Origin of the sequence: Bacillus sp. UNC125MFCrub1.1 (assembly GCF_000701305.1) — a bacterium.
In the GTDB taxonomy this organism is placed as follows: domain Bacteria; phylum Bacillota; class Bacilli; order Bacillales; family Bacillaceae; genus Bacillus; species Bacillus altitudinis.
Genome location: NZ_JNIG01000009.1, coordinates 43,303 through 61,871, shown reverse-complemented (window position 1 = coordinate 61,871; position 18,569 = coordinate 43,303). Strand labels below are relative to the sequence as shown.

Below are 18,569 nucleotides of genomic sequence, written 5' to 3'. Positions count from 1 at the left end.
ATGATTCATGTACCATCTAGGCTAACTGGTGAAAGCTTTTCACTGTACCATTTAGAAGAAAACATGAAGCCGCTCGGATATGTCATTAATGGGAATTGGGATTATGATCATGGATATTTTGATTATAAAATTGACAACCGTGACGGCTATACCTTTCTCAGAGTTCCGTTTACAGCCGAGAAAGGACAGCTGGATCAGCCAGGCGTTGTGGTGAAAATGGGACATCCATTTCTCTTAAAGCATGTCTATCAAGATAAATTAGATGACCATGCGATGGTTGGAAATGTCGGGGCATCTTTTAACCAATTCCAAGAACCGAAAGAGAAAGACGGAGATGTGTCAAAGGCTTATGCCGAAATTGGCTTTTCACTCGTCAAAGAATTAGAAGATGCACTGCTTTAAAAGCTGATCAGCTCATCCTCTGGATGAAGCTCATATCCAAAAGGAGGATTCATCATGGGTCCTTCTTTTTTTTGTACACCTACAATGATGACATGGTGCTCTAGAAAGTGATGAAGTGCCGTTAAGAATGTCTCTCCAGCTAATGAAGCCGGTACTGGAATGATGGTGATCTGTTTATGGAGGGTCATGTTTCTTTTTATTTTTAACGCCATGAGCTGTTCTTTTAAAAGAAAATGCTCCACCAATAGATGATTCACTGCATCAGAAGTGTGGATGACTTGATTGGCTCCAGCCCGCTCAGCATTTTTCACATAGCGATCGGTTAAAATTTCAATTAAACAATATAACGAAGGATTTAATCCTTTTGCCGCAAGCAAGGTTAAGACACTCTGCATATCAGCCGTCACTTCATTTTCATGCTGGTCGGCGGTAATCATCAATGTATCAGCACTCATAATATTTGCTCTGCGAAGTGTGGCATCCTCTGTACCATGGCCTTTAATAAAATGGACATTCTCTAAAAGAGGTCCTTCCTTTAAGGAATCATCAATGAGTACAATCGGCATGGCGGGATCAATGGTTTGAAACGATTGAAGCAGTTTGTTCGTTTTCTCATTCCAGCCAACGATAATGACATGTCCTTTCCCCTTAAAAGCGACCTTTCCTTCTACATAATGGTGCTGCTTACTGAACACAGCGGCAGCGAGTGTGGCAAAATAAGCCGTGACAAAGCTTGCCCCGATCAGAATCAGCGCCATACCTGCGATTTGTCCGGGCATGGTTTGCGGCACAAAATCACCATAGCCTACCGTCGCGACTGTAATGAGAGCCCACCAGATCCCATCAAAGATCGTATGATACTGCTTTGGTTCAAGTATGACGATTAATTGTCCAAAAAAGAGAAGCAAGAAACAGATGATGATCGCAATGCGAACATAAAGAGGCCATCTTAGCCAGGAAATGAAGATACGGTTTGATTTCATCGAACTCGTCCTTTCAGGGAGACTGCTAATGTCAGTATGCCCGATTAGGAAACAATTTTTCATCATCGTCATGTATTGAAACAGAACCCATATCTTAAAATAAGAGAGAAGAAGGAGGGAATGCGAATGTCGTTTGTTCAAAAGACCGTACTTCTTTTTATCGGCGCACACTTTTTATCATCTGCGGTGATTTTACTCGTGTTTGATTTAAATGCGGTGAACCATTTCATGAATGATTTCTCGTGGCTTCGCTTTTTTCAAGACCTATATGGAACGGTGACATTTTATACAGCATGCATCGGAATGTTCTTCTTTTTCATTGGTGTAGTGATTCCCCTTAAAAAGACCTAGTGCTTTTTGCTGTACACGTTACATAAAAGTCATTAAAATTGTAAATAAATATATAAAATAAAAAGGAAGCTGATGAGCATGCTGTTTTTTTATTTTTTAACATTTGCCGCATTGGGATTGTCTTTTTGGGCACAATTTAAAGTAAAGAATAATTTTGAAAAGTATTCAAAGGTTGAAGCTGCCAGTATGAAAACAGGTGCTGAAACCGCTCGATATATTTTAGATCGCAACGGGTTATATGATGTACCCGTTGAACCGGTAAGAGGAACTTTGACTGATCATTACGACCCGACGCAGCGTGTGGTTCGTTTATCTGAACCAGTGTATTATGGCCATTCCATTTCGGCCATTTCAGTCGCATCACACGAGGTTGGACATGCCTTGCAGCATCAGGAATCCTATGGTGCGCTTGTCTTGAGACATAAGATCTTCCCTGTCGTGAACTTTGCATCTGGTGTTGCCCCGCTTCTTTTCCTAGGTGGATTATTGCTCGGCAGCCTTAACTTAATCGGGCTTGGGATCGTTCTGTTCTCAGCTGCTGTGTTCTTTCAGCTAGTGACATTGCCTGTTGAGTTTAACGCAAGTTCTCGTGCAAAGAATATCATTGTTTCAGAAGGAATCATTAGAAGCAGTGAAGAAAGAGGCGTGAACAAGGTGTTAAATGCCGCAGCTCTTACGTACGTAGCAGCGGCCCTTGTCTCCCTGTTTGAATTGCTCCGTTTTGTAATGATCTTCCTAAATGGCCGTAATGATTAATTGACGCCAGAGGAGGTGAGCCCTTACCCGTGTTAGGTAAGGGTTTTTTTGTATATTTTAAACGTATTTTTAGTCCTATTACTCATTGCTGCGACAGCATTTTTTGTTGTCACTGAATTTGCGATTGTGAAAATTAGAGGCTCAAAAATCAATCAGCTGATTGAAAGCGGTGATAAGAGAGCCATTCATGTTCAGAAACTGACAACCAACCTTGATGAATATTTATCTGCCTGTCAGCTTGGCATTACCATCACGGCATTAGGCTTAGGGTGGTTAGGGGAGCCGACAGTGGAACATTTCCTGCATCCGCTTTTTGAAAAGGCAGGGCTTCATTCCGCTTTGACAGACATCATATCGTTTATCATTGCCTTTGTGATCATTACGTTTTTGCATGTTGTCGTTGGGGAACTTGCTCCCAAAACGATTGCCATTCAAAAGGCAGAAGCCGTCAGTCTTGTCACGGCAAAACCTCTTATTTTTTTCTATAAAGTCATGTACCCGTTTATTAAAGCATTAAATGGTGCTGCACGAGGCATTGTGAAATTATTTGGTTTTCATTCTGTCAAAGAACATGAAGTGGCGATCAGTGAGGAAGAATTGCGTCTTATCCTGTCTGAAAGCTACGAAAAGGGCGAGATCAACCAATCTGAATACAAATATGTCAATAAAATATTTGAATTTGATAACCGAGTGGCGAGAGAGATCATGATCCCGCGCACAGAAATCTCTGCCATTGAAATTGAACAGAGCCTGGAAGACGTGACGCATTATATGCTGAACGAAAGGTATACACGTTATCCTGTCATTAAAGAAGACAAAGATCATGTCATTGGTGTGATCAATAGCAAAGACGTATTTAAAGCAAGTTTTCTCAATCAAGAGGTGTCCATTGAAGACTTAATGCGCCCTGTCATTCGTGTCATTGAAAGTACACCGGTTCAAGAATTGCTGATTTTGATGCAAAAGGAACGGATTCATATGTCGGTGCTTGTAGATGAATACGGCGGAACAGCAGGTCTCGTCACAGTTGAAGACATATTAGAAGAAATTGTGGGCGAGATTCGGGACGAATATGATCAAGATGAAACCCCGCATATTGTGAAAAAAGGTGACTTCCACTATGTCATGGATGGAAAAGCCTTGATCGATGAAGTAAATGATTTATTGGATTTAGCGATTGAAAATGATGATGTTGATACAATTGCTGGCTGGATGATGACGCATAAAATTGATTTTGACATTGGAGATATCATTGAAGCAGAAGGCTGTGAATTTAAAATTGTCGATGCAGAAGATCATCATATTCGAACCATAGAAGTAAAAAAGGTTCACTTTTCCTAAAAACCTCGGAGCTATTGACGAGGTTTTTTTGCTTGGTAAACTTTAGATAAGAAGATTTATTTCTGCCAACCGGCAGTGATTGGTTTCACATAAAAAGGGTATGGTTTTATAGACATGATCAAAAGGAGCCAGTGAAATGAAAAAAATCAACGTACAAACAGACAAACACGATGACATGATAGACATTACCCATGAAGTTCAGCAATATGTCCGGGAAACTGGGATTCAAAACGGAACGGTTATGGTCTATTGTCCACATACGACGGCTGGAATCACCATTAATGAAAATGCCGACCCAGACGTCAAACGAGATATGCTGCGCCGGCTTGATGAAGTCTTTCCATGGGAACATTCAAAAGATCGTCATATGGAAGGCAATACAGCAGCGCATATGAAAGCTAGTTATATGGGAGCATCTCAGCATGTTCTTGTCCATCATGGTGATCTTGTGCTTGGAACGTGGCAGGGAATCTATTTTTGTGAGTTTGACGGACCGAGACATCGTCACTTTTATGTACAGGTGTCATCTAACGAGTAAGGACGGGGGAGAAGATGGGAGAATTCACAGCGTTACTTCAAATTGAACATGGCATCATTCAAGCACCAATGGCAGGAGGAGCGGTGACGCCGCAGCTTGTCGCCGCTGTTTCACAATATGGCGGTCTCGGCAGTTTAGCAAGTGGTTATGTACAGCCTGAAAAGATGAGGCAGCAAATCAGACAGGTCAAACAGCTGACATCTCGTCCATTTCAAGTGAATGTGTTTGTCCCTGAACCCATTTCAGAAACGAAAACAGAAGATGTATCATTTTGGACAGATCGGCTACCTGTTATTCCAGAAGCACAGATGATCCCTAGCGAAGAAGAATTATGGGAGGACTATGAACAAAAAATCAACATTCTTCAAGAAGAAGAAGTCCCAGCTGTGTCGTTTACATTTGCCTGTCCAAACGAACAAACAATTCATCACCTGAAACAAAAGGGGATCTTTCTCATCGGAACAGCTACAACAAAAGAAGAAGCACTACTTTTAGAAGAAAAAGGAATGGATGTCGTTGTCCTGCAGGGAAGTGAAGCAGGAGGGCACCGAGGCACCTTCTTACCTTCAAAGGGAGATGCTCTGCAGGGACTTTTCTGCCTGATCAGTGATGTCAGATCCGTCTGTCATATCCCATTGATCGCCGCTGGAGGTATCACAGACCGGACCACTATGAAAGCAGCACTAGCACTTGGAGCAGATGCGGTTCAAATAGGGACACGATTTTTAGCGAGTCAAGAAAGTGCTGCGGCAGATGTGTACAAAAAGGCGCTGTTACAGGCAGAAGGCAGTGAAACAGCGATGACACGGCTTTTCTCTGGAAAAAAAGCCAGAGGTATTGTCAATCAGTGGATGGAGGAAGAAAGACGAAATGAAGACCGGGTTCTTCCCTATCCCATACAGCATGTATGGACAACACCGATGCGAAAAGCGGCAGCTGCTGCAGGAAACCGAGAACAAATGGCTCTTTGGGCAGGTCAGGGGGTTGGCCGTATTCATTCCATTTTAACCGTTGAAGAGATCATGCATGAACTCACGCAGATATAATTTGATAATGGGTGGTGTGACAGGATGGAAATCTTAAAACATTCATATCGAAAAAAAGGACAAATTGAATTTCTATTTGATGATTTTCCGCACTCCCCTGCCGTCCTTACCCCCATTCGTCATTACTATTTCGTTCGTTATGTGAAATGGAATCAGCACGACCCTCCAGTCACAAGAAACGATCTAGAAGAAATGGAAATCCTAGCAAACAAAATGCTTGGCACGCTCCATGATTACCGCAAACGCAAGGCATACAAAGGCCCCTTGTCATAACCTATAGACAAGAGGCCTTTTTTAGCTGCCAAACATTTGCCTCAGATAAATAACATCCATCCTAGTAGTCTGCGGCAGTAAATAAGCGGACTGAACCGCCCCTGGCCGTCTTCTGGCATTTAATTTATCGATAATCTCTGCAGCTGTAAGGATCCCAAGCCCATGCCCATAATATTGATCTTCCCCTAAGTAAATCACATTTTCTCCGCGCCATTGAGACTGTTGATAGCTAAACTCTGGATTCTCGAAATATAGGCAATCCCCATAAATAAAATCATTTCCGCGCTCTGTATAAATGGACAATGTATCATAGTGCCAGTCATACAGTGTTAAACTTCTAAGTCTTCGATTGAACTTCTCGTCTCCTACCGTTTGCAGGACTCCCATATAAAACACAATGACAATCGCTGTGGCACATTCAAAGGCATATTTTGAGCCATTTTCAAAGATGTCTTTAATCCCCGTAGATGGCTCGACTTGATAGCGCAGTTCTAACGCTCCGGCCTCTGATACACGCCAATAGGCGTCATTCGCACGGGACCTTTGAAAGATAGCAAATGAGGCACCGCTCTTGTTCAAATCTCTTGCCGCATTCATGATATTCGATCGTAAAGTCACCTCAAATAACAAATCAGATGCCTGCCTATAACGGAACGTATCATTTGAGGCTTGTAATTGCATCAAAATGATCCGCTTTTGTCCTTCTAGCTGAAACGATGCCAGCTGCTCATTTGTCACTGGCTGTCCTGAAAGGATAATCATATGAAAAGCGCCCCCTTTTGTATTAGCGTATGCGGGATGCTTGGGCAAGGAATCAATTTGTGAAAATAAACAAAAAGGCATCCTTTTTATTTGAAAAACATGAAAATAATATGAAGCTGTCCGATATAAAACATAACGTTTAAAAGGAGGAAAAACATGAAAAGTATCATAAAATGGTTGAAAAAACCATCGATTTCTAAAAGGCTGATTATTTCATTCACACTTGTTCTCGTCTTGCCTATCATTACACTCAGTACGATTTCATATCAGATTGCCAAAGAAGAATTAGATCATGAAATCATGTACGGAGCCAACGCAAGAGTCAATGAGCTGAATGACATGATCGAGCAAAAGCTCTTGAATAAGGAGAACGCAGTCAAACTGTTTACCGAAACATCCAGTGCTGCAGACTTTAAAAAGAAAAACCAGGACGAACTGTATGAGCATTTTGAGATATACAGTAAAATCAATGAAGATGATGTAGTTGGATTTTATGCAGCAAGTAAAAATCGTGATTTTATTCAGTTCCCTAAAGTGGACATGCCAAAAGGCTATGATCCAACAACTCGTGATTGGTATAAAGCGGCGATGCAGGACGAAAAAGGCGAACCTGTGGTCACCAATCCATACATCTCTGCCACAACAAACGGCATGGTTGTCACAATCGCTCAGCGTCTGAAGGACGGGTCGGGAGCCATTGGGATTGATATTGATGTTCAAGATATCGTCGATAAAATCAAAGATATTAAAATTGGACGAGAAGGATATCCAATTATTGCAAATAAAAACAAACAGATTGTAGCTCACCCAGAAGAAAAATCAGGCTCTGCAGTTACAGAAAATATTTCATCAATCCTTTACAGCGGCAAAGAAGGAACATCAACTTATGAGAATAAAGGAGAGCAAAAACGCCTCGTTTTTGTGACAAATGATTTAACAGGTTGGAAAATTGCTGGAACGATGTTTGTATCAGAAACAGAAGAAGCAGCACAGCCAGTTTGGAATTCTGCCATTATTCTTTTAATTTCTTCTTTTATCCTTGGCGGTATCGCTATCTTCTTTATCGTTCGCTCCATCACAATTGGACTTAGAAGGCTTGTTGATTTCTCAGAAAAGGTGAGTGAAGGGGATCTAACGGAAACCCTCGAAACCAAATCGAAGGATGAAATAGGAGACCTCACAAGAAGCTTTAGTAAGATGAGTGAATCTTTGCGTGAAGTTATTCGAGCGGTCCAGCAATCTGTCGACAATGTGGCTTCAGCTTCAGAAGAGCTGACTGCTAGTGCCAGCCAAACAAGTCAGGCGACAGAGCATATCACCATGTCGATTGAACAATTCTCAAATGGGAATGAAGCACAAAATGAGAAAGTCGAATCTAGCACGAATCAGCTTGTCGCAATGAATGAAGGATTACAAGGTATGTCACAAACTTCATCAGAAGTGACTGCTGTCTCCATTCAATCGACAGAAGCGGCTGGACAAGGCGGACGTATCGTTGAAAGCACAGCGAATCAAATGAAACATATCGACACATCTGTACAAGAAGCAGAACAAGTCATGAAAGAATTAGAATACAAGTCTAAAGATATTACGAGCATTTTAAATGTCATTAATGGCATCGCAGATCAAACGAATTTACTTGCACTCAATGCAGCCATTGAAGCAGCAAGAGCAGGTGAATCAGGGCGCGGCTTCTCTGTCGTAGCAGAGGAAGTCAGAAAACTAGCGGTCCAATCCGCAGATTCAGCGAAAGAAATTGAAAAGCTGATCCAAGAAATTGTGTTGGAAATTTCCAAATCTCAAGAGATGTTCAAAGCTGTTAACCGAGAAGTAAATGCAGGACTTGGGATGACAGAAGAAGCAAAAGAAAGCTTCCAAAACATCTATGAGGCGGCAGAAGGTATGTCGAAAAAGCTCACTCAATTAAATGATACAGCGGTTGACCTATCAAGCGGATCAAAACTTGTGTCACAAGCTATGCAGGAAATGCGTCAAGTTTCAAGAGAAAGTGCGGCGAACATTCAAGATATTGCGGCATCTGCTGAAGAACAATTGGCATCTATGGAAGAAATTTCGTCCTCTTCTGTCACACTTGCCAATATGGCTGAGGAGCTAAAAGAGCTGACAAGTCAATTTAAAATTGATTAAAAAACGATGAAAAAATATCCAGAATTGTCTGGGTATTTTTTTTATTTTTAAACGTCATTTCCAGCCCTCTAAAAATAAACCTTTCATCCGATAATAACTTTAGAGAAGTAAAGGGGGAAAGAGAAAATGGGAAAAATGATCCAATGGTTCAAAAAACCATCCATTTCTAAAAAATTAGTTATTGCCTTTTTGGTAGTCCTCATACTGCCAACCGTCGCACTCACAATCAGTGCATTTTTTACATCAAAAACAGAGTTAGACAAACAGATTATGGGCAGTGCGATGAGTCAGGTCAATGCATTTGATACCTTAATCGATGAGAATATTGGGAACAAGGCAGAGGCTGTGACTCTGTTTACAGATGATCTCAAAGCGGTTAATCTTCAAGAAAAAAATAGAAAAGCTACCATTAAAGAATTGCAGCAATACGGAAAAATTAATGAAAAAGATGTCTCAGCCATTTATGCAGGTTCAGAAAAGGGCTTGTTCATGCAATACCCAGTTCAAAAAATGCCTGAAGGCTATGATCCAAGAGAGCGTCCATGGTATCAAGAGGCCATGAGTGCTGATGGTAAACAAGTCATCACGAAGCCATACGTCGCAGCATCTACAGGTAAAATGGTCATCACCATTGCCCAAAAAACGAAAGATGGCTCAGGGGTGATTGGTCTTGATATGGAAATTGACAGCCTCATTCAAAAGCTAAAAGAAATTAAAATAGGTCAAAAAGGATATGCTTTCATCATGGAGAAGGATAAAACCGTGCTAGCAGATCCAACCCAAAAGCCAGGAAGCAAAGTCAATGAGAATTTGGCGAACATTATTTTTAAAAACAAACAAGGAAACGGCAGCTATACACTCAATGGAACAGATAAAAAGGTGGCGTATGTCACCAATGAACTAACCGGCTGGAAAATCGGCGGAACGATGCTCGTATCAGAAGTAGAGGATGCAGCTAAACCCGTTTTCAATACAGCCATTATTGTGTTCAGTGTGACACTGATCGTAGCAGGAACCCTCATCTTCTTTATTGTCCGCTCTATTTCAAGTAGATTATCCAATCTTGCCCGTTTCTCGAAAAAGGTCAGCGATGGTGATTTACGTGATAAACTTCAGATTCAATCAGATGATGAAATAGGACAAGTTGGTAAAGGCTTTAATACGATGATTGACTCATTAAGATCCCTCATTGGCGCCGTCCAAACCTCTGTTGAAAATGTCGCTTCTTCATCAGAAGAACTGACCGCAAGCGCAGGACAAACAAGTAAAGCAACAGAGCATATTACATTAGCCATTGAACAATTCTCTACTGGTAACGAAAGCCAGAATGATAAAGTGGAATCAAGCTCAGAAGAGTTAGAAGAAATGAACAGAGGCCTTCAGCACATGAATGAGTCGGCTGAATCGATTACCGCTTCATCTATCAAATCAACAGAGATTGCAGGAGAAGGCGGACAGCTAGTGGAAAAAACCGCTTCTCAAATGAACGTGATTGATCAATCAGTGAAAAAAGCAGAGAATGTCATCAGTGCGCTGGAAAGCAAATCAAAAGATATTACCCAGATTCTTGGTGTTATTAATGGCATCGCAGATCAAACGAATTTACTTGCGCTGAATGCAGCGATTGAGGCAGCAAGAGCTGGCGAATCTGGTCGAGGCTTCTCCGTTGTAGCAGAAGAAGTAAGAAAACTTGCTGTTCAATCTGCCAACTCAGCGAAAGAAATTGAAAACTTAATCAAAGAAATCGTTCAAGATATTGATGTATCACAAGAAGTATTCACAGCAGTAAATCAAGAAGTTCAATCAGGCTTAAGCTTTACTGAACAAACGAAAGTCAGCTTCCACAATATTTTCGACATGACCAAAGAAATCTCAGATCAGCTCCAAACAATGAATCGAACAGTTGTCCAGCTGTCAAAAGGATCTGCACATGTTTCTGAGGCTGTCCGTGAGATTGCAGACGTATCACGTGAAAGCTCCGCCAATATTCAAGACATTGCCGCTTCAGCTGAAGAACAGCTGGCATCAATGGAAGAGATCAGCTCATCCTCTGCCACCCTTTCTTCAATGGCAGAAGAATTACGTGATTTGATTAGCAAATTTAAAGTCGAATAAACAAAATGAAAAGAACCTCCAGCTAGGGGGTTCTTTTTTGAACTGAATATAACGAAAGAAATAGGTAAATATGCTTATTTTGGTGGGTTTTTGAGCATTACACCTTGAAAAATAATCCGTATTACCTAAGAATAGAGGGGGATGATCCCAAATCATAAACCAAAAGGAGTAGAGTCATGAAAAAAATCAACTTTTTTAAGCACTTTACGATGTCAAAGAAATTAATTACTGCATTCTTAGCGATTCTCCTAGTGCCCATTCTTGTGTTGGCCGCATTTTCCTATGAAGTGGCGTCTAAGTCTCTCAATGATGAGATTATGTCTAGCGCTGCAAATGGTGTGAATCAATTAAATGAACTGATCAATAAAGATGTACAGCCTAAAATTGATATTGTTTCATATTTATCTAAATCGGTGAAAAAAAAGGAACTGGCCTCTAAAAATAAGGATTTACTTAAGGTGAAATTAGAGCAACTATCGGAAACAGACGACGATGTCGTAGAAGTATTTGTTGCAGATCAGAATGGTAAACTAACTGAATATTCCGAGATTCATAAAGGTAGTGCCAAAAGCGCAAAAAATGATTCTTGGTTTCAACAATCAATGGGAGATGACAAACTCATCATTTCAGATCCTTTTACAGACAAGTCATCAGATGACCTGCTCATCACAATATCAGAACAGTTAGCAGATGGTTCTGGTGTTATCGGTATAAATGTACGATTGAACACAATTGTGAAAGATACAAACAGCATCAAAATTGGTCAAGAAGGTTATGCGTTTGTCGCTACCTCAGACCAACGTTACATTGCTCACAAAACGGAAAAGGCCGGGACGAAACTGACAGGCGATTTCATCGAAAAGATGTATCACAATAAAAAAGGCAGTTTCGAATATGAATTCAACGGACAGCCGAAGCAAATGTTTTATGACACAAATGAAGCGACAGGCTGGAAGCTTGCGGGAACAATGTATGTCAACGAAGTGAAGGAAGCCGCACAGCCAGTGCTTGACTTAACCATGATCATCCTAGCTGCTGCGATTGTCATCGGTGGAATCGCGATTTATTTTATTATTAAATCGATCCGAAAACCACTCATAGAGCTCTCTGAATCGGCTGAGAAAATCAGTCAGGGGGATCTCACCCAGCATATCGAGGTGCGCACACACGATGAAATCGGCAAGCTTGCACAGAGCTTTAACGATATGTCGGCAAAGCTGAAACAAGTCATTCAAGCCGTCCAGAATTCAATTGAAAATGTTGCTGCCTCATCTGAAGAATTAACAGCTAGTGCAGGACAGACAGCCCAAGCGACTGAGCATATTACCTCATCTATTGAACAGTTCTCAAACAGCAATGAACATCAAAATGAGATGATCGAAAAAAGCTCTGTCCAGTTAAACGACATGGATCGAAGCTTATCACATATGGTCAACACGACTTCTCACATGATGGAATCATCTATTGAGTCTAGCAAAACCGCTCAGGCTGGTGGAGAGCTCGTTCAAAAAACAGCAGGTCAAATGCAAACGATTGAACAAGCAGTGAAAGAAGCGGAACTTGTGATTGCAGGGCTAGAACAGAAATCTAAGGACATTACAAGCATTCTTGGAGTCATCAACGGCATTGCAGATCAGACGAACCTCCTCGCTTTAAATGCAGCGATAGAAGCAGCACGTGCAGGTGAGGCAGGAAGAGGCTTCTCTGTGGTCGCTGAAGAAGTCCGCAAGCTTGCAGAGCAATCAGGCAGCTCTTCAAAAGAAATTGAAAGCCTAACGAACGAAATCGTAGATGAAATTGAAAAGTCGCAGAAGATGTTTAGACAAGTAGCAGGTGAGGTTCAATCTGGATTAAACATTACAGATGAAACGAAAGTGAGTTTTGAGAAAATCACCCATAAGACATCAGAAATGACAGAACAAATGAAACAAATGAACGGGTCAGCCCAAGAACTTTCTCATGGCTCAAACGATATTTCACAAGCAGTCAATCAAATCAAAGAGCTTTCACGTGAAAGTTCCGCAGGTTTCCAAGATATTGCGGCTTCAGCAGAAGAACAACTGGCATCAATGGAAGAGATCAGCTCATCTTCCGCCACTTTATCTCAAATGGCAGAAGAACTGAGAGAGCTCATCAAACAATTTAAAATATAAGAGCCATAGAGGAACACCTGACGTTTTGACGTCAGGTGTTTTTCCGTTCTTTGCACATAATTTGGGTATTTTGGACTTATCTAGACTTTAATAAATTAAAAAAGTAAAGAACCTAGTAGTACTTCCGATATATATACTATCTTACTAAAAGGAGTTTTCTTTTTTATGAATTTCATACAGTATTTCAAAAAACCATCTATATCAAAAAAGCTCGTTTTCTCTTTCTTATTTATTCTTTTATGCCCAATTATCGTATTGGCATTCTCTTCATATCATACGGCGAGCACCTCTTTAAATGATCAAATCATGCAAAGTGCAAAGGAAAATGTAGAACAGCTGGACAAAAACATTACGAAGGTTGTGAAAGTAAAAACAGACGCAGCCGATTTCTTTAGCAAATGGATTACGAAGAAAAAGCTGGGGCAAAAAGGAACGACTGATATTCAAGGGCGCTTTGAGCAATTCATGAGCATGAATGATGACACAGAAGGCATCTTTGTTGCTTCAAGTGATGGAAAAGTGTTCTCAAGATATCCAAATCAAAAAATGCCTGCTGATTATGTCGCAACTGAGCGGGATTGGTACAAAGATGGCTGGGCGAAAAACGGTGAGCTGTCTGTTTCCGCTCCATACCCAACCGCATCAACTGGTACACTTGTTGTGACGATTTCTAAAAAACTAGAGGACGGTTCTGGTGTTATTGCCATGAACCTGGACATTGCGAATCTAGTAAAAGAGTCTAATAGTATCAATATTGGTAAAGAAGGTCATGCTTTTATCGGAAGCCCAGATCGGACATACGTGGCACATCCAACGAAAAAAGCAGGAACAAAATTAACAGGTGATTGGGTAGACAAGCTTTATACGCAAGACAAAGGTTCAATGAGTTATATGTTTGAAGGAAAAGAAAAGCAAATGGAATTCACAACAAACAAAGCGACTGGTTGGAAAATTGCCGGTACAATGTTTGTCAATGAAGTAGAAGAAGCGGCGCAGCCAGTCTTCAACATGGCGGCTATTATATTAGCTGGTGCGCTCATCATTGGCGGGATTCTCATCTTCTTTATCATCCGTTCTATTACAAAACCACTTTCCATGCTTGTCTCCTCTTCTAAGAAGATTAGCGAAGGAGATTTAACAGAAAAAATTGATGTTAAATCAAAGGATGAAATTGGTCAGCTCGGTACAAGTTTTAATGAAATGAGTGAGTCACTCAGAGACGTCATCCAAGCTGTACAGACATCTGTTGAAAACGTGGCGTCATCGTCTGAAGAACTGACGGCAAGTGCAGGTCAAACGACAAAAGCAACCGAACATATTACATCATCCATTGAAACATTCTCGAATGGAAACGAAAATCAAAGTGAAATGGTGGAACAAAGTGCAGCCCACTTGAAACAAATGAACGAAGGGCTAAATGAAGTTGCACAAACATCTGATGTCATTACAGAATCATCGGTTCAATCAAAAACAGTCGCAGAAACAGGCGGACAGCTTGTTGAACAGACAGTTGGTCAAATGAAAACGATTGATCATTCAGTGAAAGAAGCTGAAAGTGTGATCAACGGATTAGAGCATAAATCAAAAGATATCACCAACATTTTAGGTGTCATTAACGGTATAGCAGATCAAACGAATTTACTGGCTCTAAATGCAGCCATTGAAGCAGCACGTGCGGGTGAGTCAGGCAGAGGCTTCTCGGTCGTAGCAGAAGAAGTCCGTAAACTGGCAGTTCAATCATCAGATTCTGCAAAAGAGATTGAAAAACTCGTCAAAGAAATTGTTTCTGAAATTGAAACGTCTCAAAATATGTTCAAATCTGTGAATGAAGAAGTAAAAAATGGTCTATCAATTACAGACCAAACAAAAGAAAGCTTCTCACAAATCAATCAGCAAACGGCAGAAATTGCGACAAGAATCAATGAAATGAATACGACAGTTCGTGAGCTTTCAAAAGGATCTGAGCAAATTTCTAAAGCAGTGAATGAAATTGCAGATGTATCGAGAGAGAGTTCAGCAAGTATTCAAGATATCGCAGCATCAGCAGAAGAACAGCTGGCATCAATGGAAGAGATTAGTTCTTCTTCGACGACGCTTTCCCAAATGGCGGAAGAATTGCGTGACTTAATTAAAAAATTCAAGATCAGTGAATAATGGAAAGTGGTTCTCCTCAAGGGGAACCGCTTTTCTTTTTAAGAGATGATCTCGTACAATAGAGGAAATCCGAAGAAAAGGAGAGATGTTATGCGTTTATCAAATAAGAAGGTCATTGCGTTAGTCAGTGATGATTTTGAAGATTTAGAGCTATGGTATCCCGTTTTGCGATTAAGAGAAGAGGGGGCAACTGTCCATCTCGTAGGCGAAAAAGCAGATCATGAATATATCGGGAAGTACGGAGTGCCAGCTGTATCAGATGCAGACTTCTATTCCATTCAAGCAGATGATTATGATGCGGTTCTCGTTCCTGGGGGATGGGCGCCCGATAAACTTCGCCGATATCCAGAAGTATTAGACATCGTTCGTACGTTTGATGCAAAGGGCAAACCGATCGGACAAATCTGTCATGCCGGCTGGGTGCTCATTTCAGCTGGTATCCTGAAAGGTAAAAAAGTAACGAGTACACCTGGTATTAAAGATGATATGACGAATGCTGGAGCAGAATGGTTTGATGAAGCCGTTGTGACAGATGGTCATATTGTATCTAGCAGACGCCCGCCGGACCTTCCGCCATATGTGAAAGCATTTGCCGATGTATTAGCGGAAAACTAGTTTCACACGAACAAACAAAGGGCTGTAAAACACCCTTTGTTCATTCAATGCCTCATTACATTTGTCTGTCGGCTGGATAGATAATGCCCATTTGTCTTCTCGCCTCGTCCATGACGGACATGGTTTGAACGGATAAGGCAAATGTATTGATTGGAGACTGTCCCTTTTTTTGCTTGATGCATTGAATGAAGTGATCGATTTCATAATACATAGCAGGTTGATCATCTTTGAGAGAAATATCGGTTTGCTGTCCATTTCGATCATGGATGGTGATACGAGAAGGACGGTGAAATTGATCAATCACCATTGTGGCATCCTCCCCTTGAATTTCAGCAGATACATGAGACGTTGAGATTTTTGAATGAAAAAGCAGTGCTTGATGCCCTTCATATTGTAAAAGTAATGAACCGCTCCCATCAACTCCAGAAGAAAGTGTATAGCCTCTCGCGGTGATTTGATGTGGCAGCCCGAATAAATAAATGATGGGAAAGACAAGATACACGCCGATGTCCATTAAGGAGCCATTGGATAATTCCGGCTTAAAAGCATTTGGAATCTCACCGTTTCGGTAGGCATCGTATCTTGAGGAATATTTACAGTAATGAGCGATCACTTGCCGAATGGGGCCTAGTTGATCAAGATGCTGTTTGATTTGAAGAAAATTCGGCAGAAATGTGGTCTTCATCGCTTCCATTAAGCACACCTGATATTTTTTCGCAGCAGCAATCATTTCTTCAGCCTCTTTCCGGTGAGAGGCCAATGGTTTTTCACATAATACATGTTTTTGATGCGCCATCATCAGCATCGCTTGCTCTTTGTGAAGGGCGTTTGGACTTGCGATATACACAGCATCAAACGCATCACTTGCCGCCATTTGCTGTAAATTAGTAAAGACGGTATCAATGCCATACTTGTTTGCAAATGCCTGTCCTTTTTCAGCAGACCGAGAATAGACGGCCGTACATGTAAAATCCGCCACTCCTTCACCAGCCTGTAAGAATCGATCTGTAATCCAATTCGTTCCGATGACAGCAAATCGAATCATCACATTCCCTCCTTCTGCTTTTCTCTGATTATACATGCTTTGAAAGCGTTTGTATGAAAGAATCTTCTTTTTTATTGAAAAGCGGATGAAACCTTTACCTTAGCTGATGCGTCTTACATAAAGAATATAAATGTACGAAAAGTGGATAGTTTCCTCCTTCATTCGGGTAATACTTGAGAAGGAGGGAGGAGGAAACGAACATGAAGCGCATCCTACATATAGGAAGTACATATGCATTCGCGCTTTTATTTATAGCAGCCGGTGTTTTTCATGTGATAGAGCCAAGCGGCTTTGCCCACATGATGTCTGGATGGCCATTTCCCTATGGCATCATTTATGCCACCGCATGCTTGGAATGGCTGTTGGCCGTATTACTGCTTCTTCCAAACGTAAGGATTGTGGCAGCAAAAATGATCGCTGTCTATCTGGTGCTCATTTTCCCTGCGAACCTATTTGCTGCGAGAGAAGGGATTCCATTTCCAGGGCAAGAGAGCACAGAACAAGCCTTGTTATGGATGAGATTAATCGGACAACCGATTTTGATTAGATGGGCCATGGCCATTGCGAAACGTGAAAAAAAGCTAAAACAATGATCACAAAATGATGATCAAGTAGTGTACAATTTACTCATAAAATAGCCCGTGTTTGGAGGAAAGATATGAATTCTATGCAAATGTGGAGCAGTCGATTTAGAAAATTTTTTCTTGATAACAAGTTTGTTCTCTTTTTACTCATCCTGCTATTAATAGGGTTGAATATCCTTGTTTTCATGAAAGCATCTTTTATTTTCACACCGCTCATTGTACTCATCAAAACCATTGCCTTACCGATTATTTTAACGGGGGTTGTGTATTATTTATTAAATCCAATTGTGAATTTATTAGAGAGATTTAAGGTCAAACGGATCTTTTCGATTTTGCTTTTATATATCGTCATTATTGGGATCATTACAGTGACCATTGTATCTATTATTCCTTTTTTACAAGCACAAACGATGAGTCTGTTTCATAATCTGCCAAAATACGTTGATACGGTAGAAGAACAGATTAGACAATTAACTGGAAGCAACTTTATTAGTCAAGTGCAGAAAACGATGAACTTTAACGTCTCTGAATTGGTGAGTAAAGCGTCAAGTCAAGCGACGAAGATTTTGGAAAGTACTTTTACCGGAGTCGGCACTTTCTTAGGGGCGCTTACTGAAATTATCATCTCGATCGTGACGGTTCCGTTCATTCTGTTTTATCTATTAAAAGACGGCAAAAAACTGCCTGACTATTTCTTGAAATTTATCCCGAATAAGTTTAGAGACCATACTCATATCGTGCTTCACGAAATGAACCATCGTCTAAGTTCTTATATACGCGGGCAGATCATTGTCAGCTTCTGTATCGGTATTCTTCTTTTAATTGGCTATATGATTATTGGACTTGACTATGCGCTGCTGCTGGCAATTATTGCGGCATGTACAAGTGTAGTGCCATACCTTGGTCCAACCATTGCGATTACACCAGCGATTGTGATTGCGCTTGTGACATCACCAGTGATGCTTTTAAAACTCATCATTGTCTGGACAGTGGTTCAACTTATTGAAGGGAAATTCATTTCTCCTCAGGTCATGGGGAAAAACCTTCATATCCATCCGATTACGATTATTTTTGTTCTATTAACAGCAGGTAAATTGTTCAGCGTAGTCGGCATCATTGTCGCGATTCCGACGTATGCCGTTCTGAAAGTGATCACGACCCACCTGTTTGATTGGTTCAAAATGCGATCCAATTTGTATAAAGAAGAAAAGGTTTGATGTCATAATCTTTTTTAGAAAAAAATATAGTATCATAAAGACGAGCTTTCGAAAAAGAAAGCTTGTCTTTATGTGGACATAGATGT

Annotated in this window: 17 protein-coding genes and 3 pseudogenes; 17 read left to right on the top strand and 3 right to left on the bottom strand. The window is 40.9% G+C overall.

Annotated features, from left to right (window positions below; genetic code table 11):
- On the top strand, window positions 1-402 hold the full coding sequence (locus N521_RS00525; RefSeq protein ID WP_008345780.1) for a YugN-like family protein: 402 nt from the start codon (window positions 1-3) through the stop codon (window positions 400-402).
- Here N521_RS00525 and N521_RS00520 read toward each other — a convergent pair.
- Window positions 399-1,385 (bottom strand): potassium channel family protein, encoded by a 987-nt coding sequence (locus tag N521_RS00520; RefSeq protein WP_035389236.1) that lies wholly within the window; start codon window positions 1,383-1,385, stop codon window positions 399-401. The two genes, N521_RS00525 and N521_RS00520, sit on opposite strands and share 4 nt — an antisense overlap.
- 126 nt (window positions 1,386-1,511) lie before the next feature.
- Between N521_RS00520 and N521_RS00515 the strand changes: the two genes are divergently transcribed.
- From N521_RS00515 to N521_RS00490, 6 genes are all read left to right on the top strand, one after another.
- The gene (locus N521_RS00515) at window positions 1,512-1,736 is read left to right on the top strand and encodes a YuzI family membrane protein (protein WP_008345775.1); all 225 of its coding nucleotides are present in this window, start codon (window positions 1,512-1,514) and stop codon (window positions 1,734-1,736) included.
- Window positions 1,737-1,817: 81 nt separating this feature from the next.
- Complete coding sequence (locus N521_RS00510; RefSeq protein ID WP_024719711.1) at window positions 1,818-2,492, top strand: zinc metallopeptidase; 675 nt, start codon at window positions 1,818-1,820, stop codon at window positions 2,490-2,492.
- 48 nt (window positions 2,493-2,540) lie between these two features.
- Window positions 2,541-3,833 carry a hemolysin family protein gene (locus tag N521_RS00505; protein ID WP_007500537.1) on the top strand — a complete coding sequence of 431 codons (1,293 nt, stop codon included), beginning with the start codon at window positions 2,541-2,543 and terminating at the stop codon, window positions 3,831-3,833.
- A gap of 136 nt (window positions 3,834-3,969) precedes the next feature.
- Window positions 3,970-4,371, top strand: a complete 402-nt coding sequence (locus N521_RS00500) for a secondary thiamine-phosphate synthase enzyme YjbQ (protein WP_025207889.1) — start codon at window positions 3,970-3,972, stop codon at window positions 4,369-4,371.
- Between the two features lie 14 nt (window positions 4,372-4,385).
- Complete coding sequence (locus N521_RS00495) at window positions 4,386-5,417, top strand: nitronate monooxygenase (protein WP_035389235.1); 1,032 nt, start codon at window positions 4,386-4,388, stop codon at window positions 5,415-5,417.
- Window positions 5,418-5,441: 24 nt separating this feature from the next.
- Window positions 5,442-5,690 (top strand): hypothetical protein, encoded by a 249-nt coding sequence (locus N521_RS00490; protein WP_035389233.1) that lies wholly within the window; start codon window positions 5,442-5,444, stop codon window positions 5,688-5,690.
- A gap of 21 nt (window positions 5,691-5,711) precedes the next feature.
- Here N521_RS00490 and N521_RS00485 read toward each other — a convergent pair whose 3' ends face one another.
- The gene (locus tag N521_RS00485; protein WP_008345763.1) at window positions 5,712-6,452 is read right to left on the bottom strand and encodes a protein-glutamine gamma-glutamyltransferase; all 741 of its coding nucleotides are present in this window, start codon (window positions 6,450-6,452) and stop codon (window positions 5,712-5,714) included.
- 156 nt (window positions 6,453-6,608) lie between these two features.
- Between N521_RS00485 and N521_RS19980 the strand changes: the two are divergent.
- The 8 genes and pseudogenes from N521_RS19980 to N521_RS00460 form a co-directional block, all read left to right on the top strand.
- Window positions 6,609-7,658, top strand: a pseudogene (locus N521_RS19980) (cache domain-containing protein); the annotation flags it as partial.
- The gene (locus N521_RS19975; protein ID WP_370529240.1) at window positions 7,650-8,600 is read left to right on the top strand and encodes a methyl-accepting chemotaxis protein; all 951 of its coding nucleotides are present in this window, start codon (window positions 7,650-7,652) and stop codon (window positions 8,598-8,600) included. The pseudogene N521_RS19980 and the gene N521_RS19975, both read left to right, overlap by 9 nt.
- A 126-nt stretch (window positions 8,601-8,726) precedes the next feature.
- A pseudogene (locus N521_RS19970) lies at window positions 8,727-9,770 on the top strand (HAMP domain-containing protein); the annotation flags it as partial.
- Complete coding sequence (locus N521_RS19965; RefSeq protein WP_370529239.1) at window positions 9,765-10,715, top strand: methyl-accepting chemotaxis protein; 951 nt, start codon at window positions 9,765-9,767, stop codon at window positions 10,713-10,715. The pseudogene N521_RS19970 and the gene N521_RS19965, both read left to right, overlap by 6 nt.
- Window positions 10,716-10,891: 176 nt before the next feature.
- Window positions 10,892-11,929: pseudogene (locus N521_RS19960) on the top strand (HAMP domain-containing protein); the annotation flags it as partial.
- Window positions 11,921-12,868 carry a methyl-accepting chemotaxis protein gene (locus tag N521_RS19955; RefSeq protein WP_370539194.1) on the top strand — a complete coding sequence of 316 codons (948 nt, stop codon included), beginning with the start codon at window positions 11,921-11,923 and terminating at the stop codon, window positions 12,866-12,868. The pseudogene N521_RS19960 and the gene N521_RS19955, both read left to right, overlap by 9 nt.
- A 165-nt stretch (window positions 12,869-13,033) precedes the next feature.
- Complete coding sequence (gene tlpB, locus N521_RS00465; protein WP_007500550.1) at window positions 13,034-15,022, top strand: methyl-accepting chemotaxis protein; 1,989 nt, start codon at window positions 13,034-13,036, stop codon at window positions 15,020-15,022.
- A gap of 90 nt (window positions 15,023-15,112) precedes the next feature.
- A complete protein-coding gene (locus N521_RS00460; RefSeq protein WP_035389228.1) occupies window positions 15,113-15,637 on the top strand; it encodes a type 1 glutamine amidotransferase domain-containing protein in 525 nt (174 codons plus the stop codon).
- Window positions 15,638-15,692: 55 nt separating this feature from the next.
- On the opposite strand, the gene N521_RS00455 is transcribed toward N521_RS00460, so the two are convergent.
- Complete coding sequence (locus N521_RS00455) at window positions 15,693-16,682, bottom strand: Gfo/Idh/MocA family protein (RefSeq protein ID WP_035389226.1); 990 nt, start codon at window positions 16,680-16,682, stop codon at window positions 15,693-15,695.
- A 200-nt stretch (window positions 16,683-16,882) separates the two neighbouring features.
- On the opposite strand from N521_RS00455, the gene N521_RS00450 reads away from it, so the two are divergent.
- Together N521_RS00450 and N521_RS00445 are read left to right on the top strand one after the other, a co-directional pair.
- Window positions 16,883-17,275: a DoxX family protein gene (locus N521_RS00450; RefSeq protein ID WP_035389224.1), complete on the top strand. Its 393-nt coding sequence runs from the start codon at window positions 16,883-16,885 to the stop codon at window positions 17,273-17,275.
- Window positions 17,276-17,340: 65 nt separating this feature from the next.
- Window positions 17,341-18,483: an AI-2E family transporter gene (locus N521_RS00445; protein ID WP_007500555.1), complete on the top strand. Its 1,143-nt coding sequence runs from the start codon at window positions 17,341-17,343 to the stop codon at window positions 18,481-18,483.
- The last annotated feature ends 86 nt before the right edge of the window (window positions 18,484-18,569 follow it).

Coding starts and splice junctions, on each gene's coding strand:
- N521_RS00445 (WP_007500555.1), top strand. CDS start 17,341: ATGAATTCTATGCAAATGTGGAGCAGTCGATTTAGAAAATTTTTTCTT.
- N521_RS00515 (WP_008345775.1), top strand. CDS start 1,512: ATGTCGTTTGTTCAAAAGACCGTACTTCTTTTTATCGGCGCACACTTT.
- N521_RS19955 (WP_370539194.1), top strand. CDS start 11,921: ATGTCGGCAAAGCTGAAACAAGTCATTCAAGCCGTCCAGAATTCAATT.
- N521_RS00485 (WP_008345763.1), bottom strand. CDS start 6,452: ATGATTATCCTTTCAGGACAGCCAGTGACAAATGAGCAGCTGGCATCG.
- N521_RS00460 (WP_035389228.1), top strand. CDS start 15,113: ATGCGTTTATCAAATAAGAAGGTCATTGCGTTAGTCAGTGATGATTTT.
- N521_RS00525 (WP_008345780.1), top strand. CDS start 1: ATGATTCATGTACCATCTAGGCTAACTGGTGAAAGCTTTTCACTGTAC.
- N521_RS19975 (WP_370529240.1), top strand. CDS start 7,650: ATGAGTGAATCTTTGCGTGAAGTTATTCGAGCGGTCCAGCAATCTGTC.
- N521_RS00450 (WP_035389224.1), top strand. CDS start 16,883: ATGAAGCGCATCCTACATATAGGAAGTACATATGCATTCGCGCTTTTA.
- N521_RS00490 (WP_035389233.1), top strand. CDS start 5,442: ATGGAAATCTTAAAACATTCATATCGAAAAAAAGGACAAATTGAATTT.
- N521_RS00500 (WP_025207889.1), top strand. CDS start 3,970: ATGAAAAAAATCAACGTACAAACAGACAAACACGATGACATGATAGAC.
- N521_RS00455 (WP_035389226.1), bottom strand. CDS start 16,682: ATGATTCGATTTGCTGTCATCGGAACGAATTGGATTACAGATCGATTC.
- tlpB (WP_007500550.1), top strand. CDS start 13,034: ATGAATTTCATACAGTATTTCAAAAAACCATCTATATCAAAAAAGCTC.
- N521_RS19965 (WP_370529239.1), top strand. CDS start 9,765: ATGATTGACTCATTAAGATCCCTCATTGGCGCCGTCCAAACCTCTGTT.
- N521_RS00495 (WP_035389235.1), top strand. CDS start 4,386: ATGGGAGAATTCACAGCGTTACTTCAAATTGAACATGGCATCATTCAA.
- N521_RS00520 (WP_035389236.1), bottom strand. CDS start 1,385: ATGAAATCAAACCGTATCTTCATTTCCTGGCTAAGATGGCCTCTTTAT.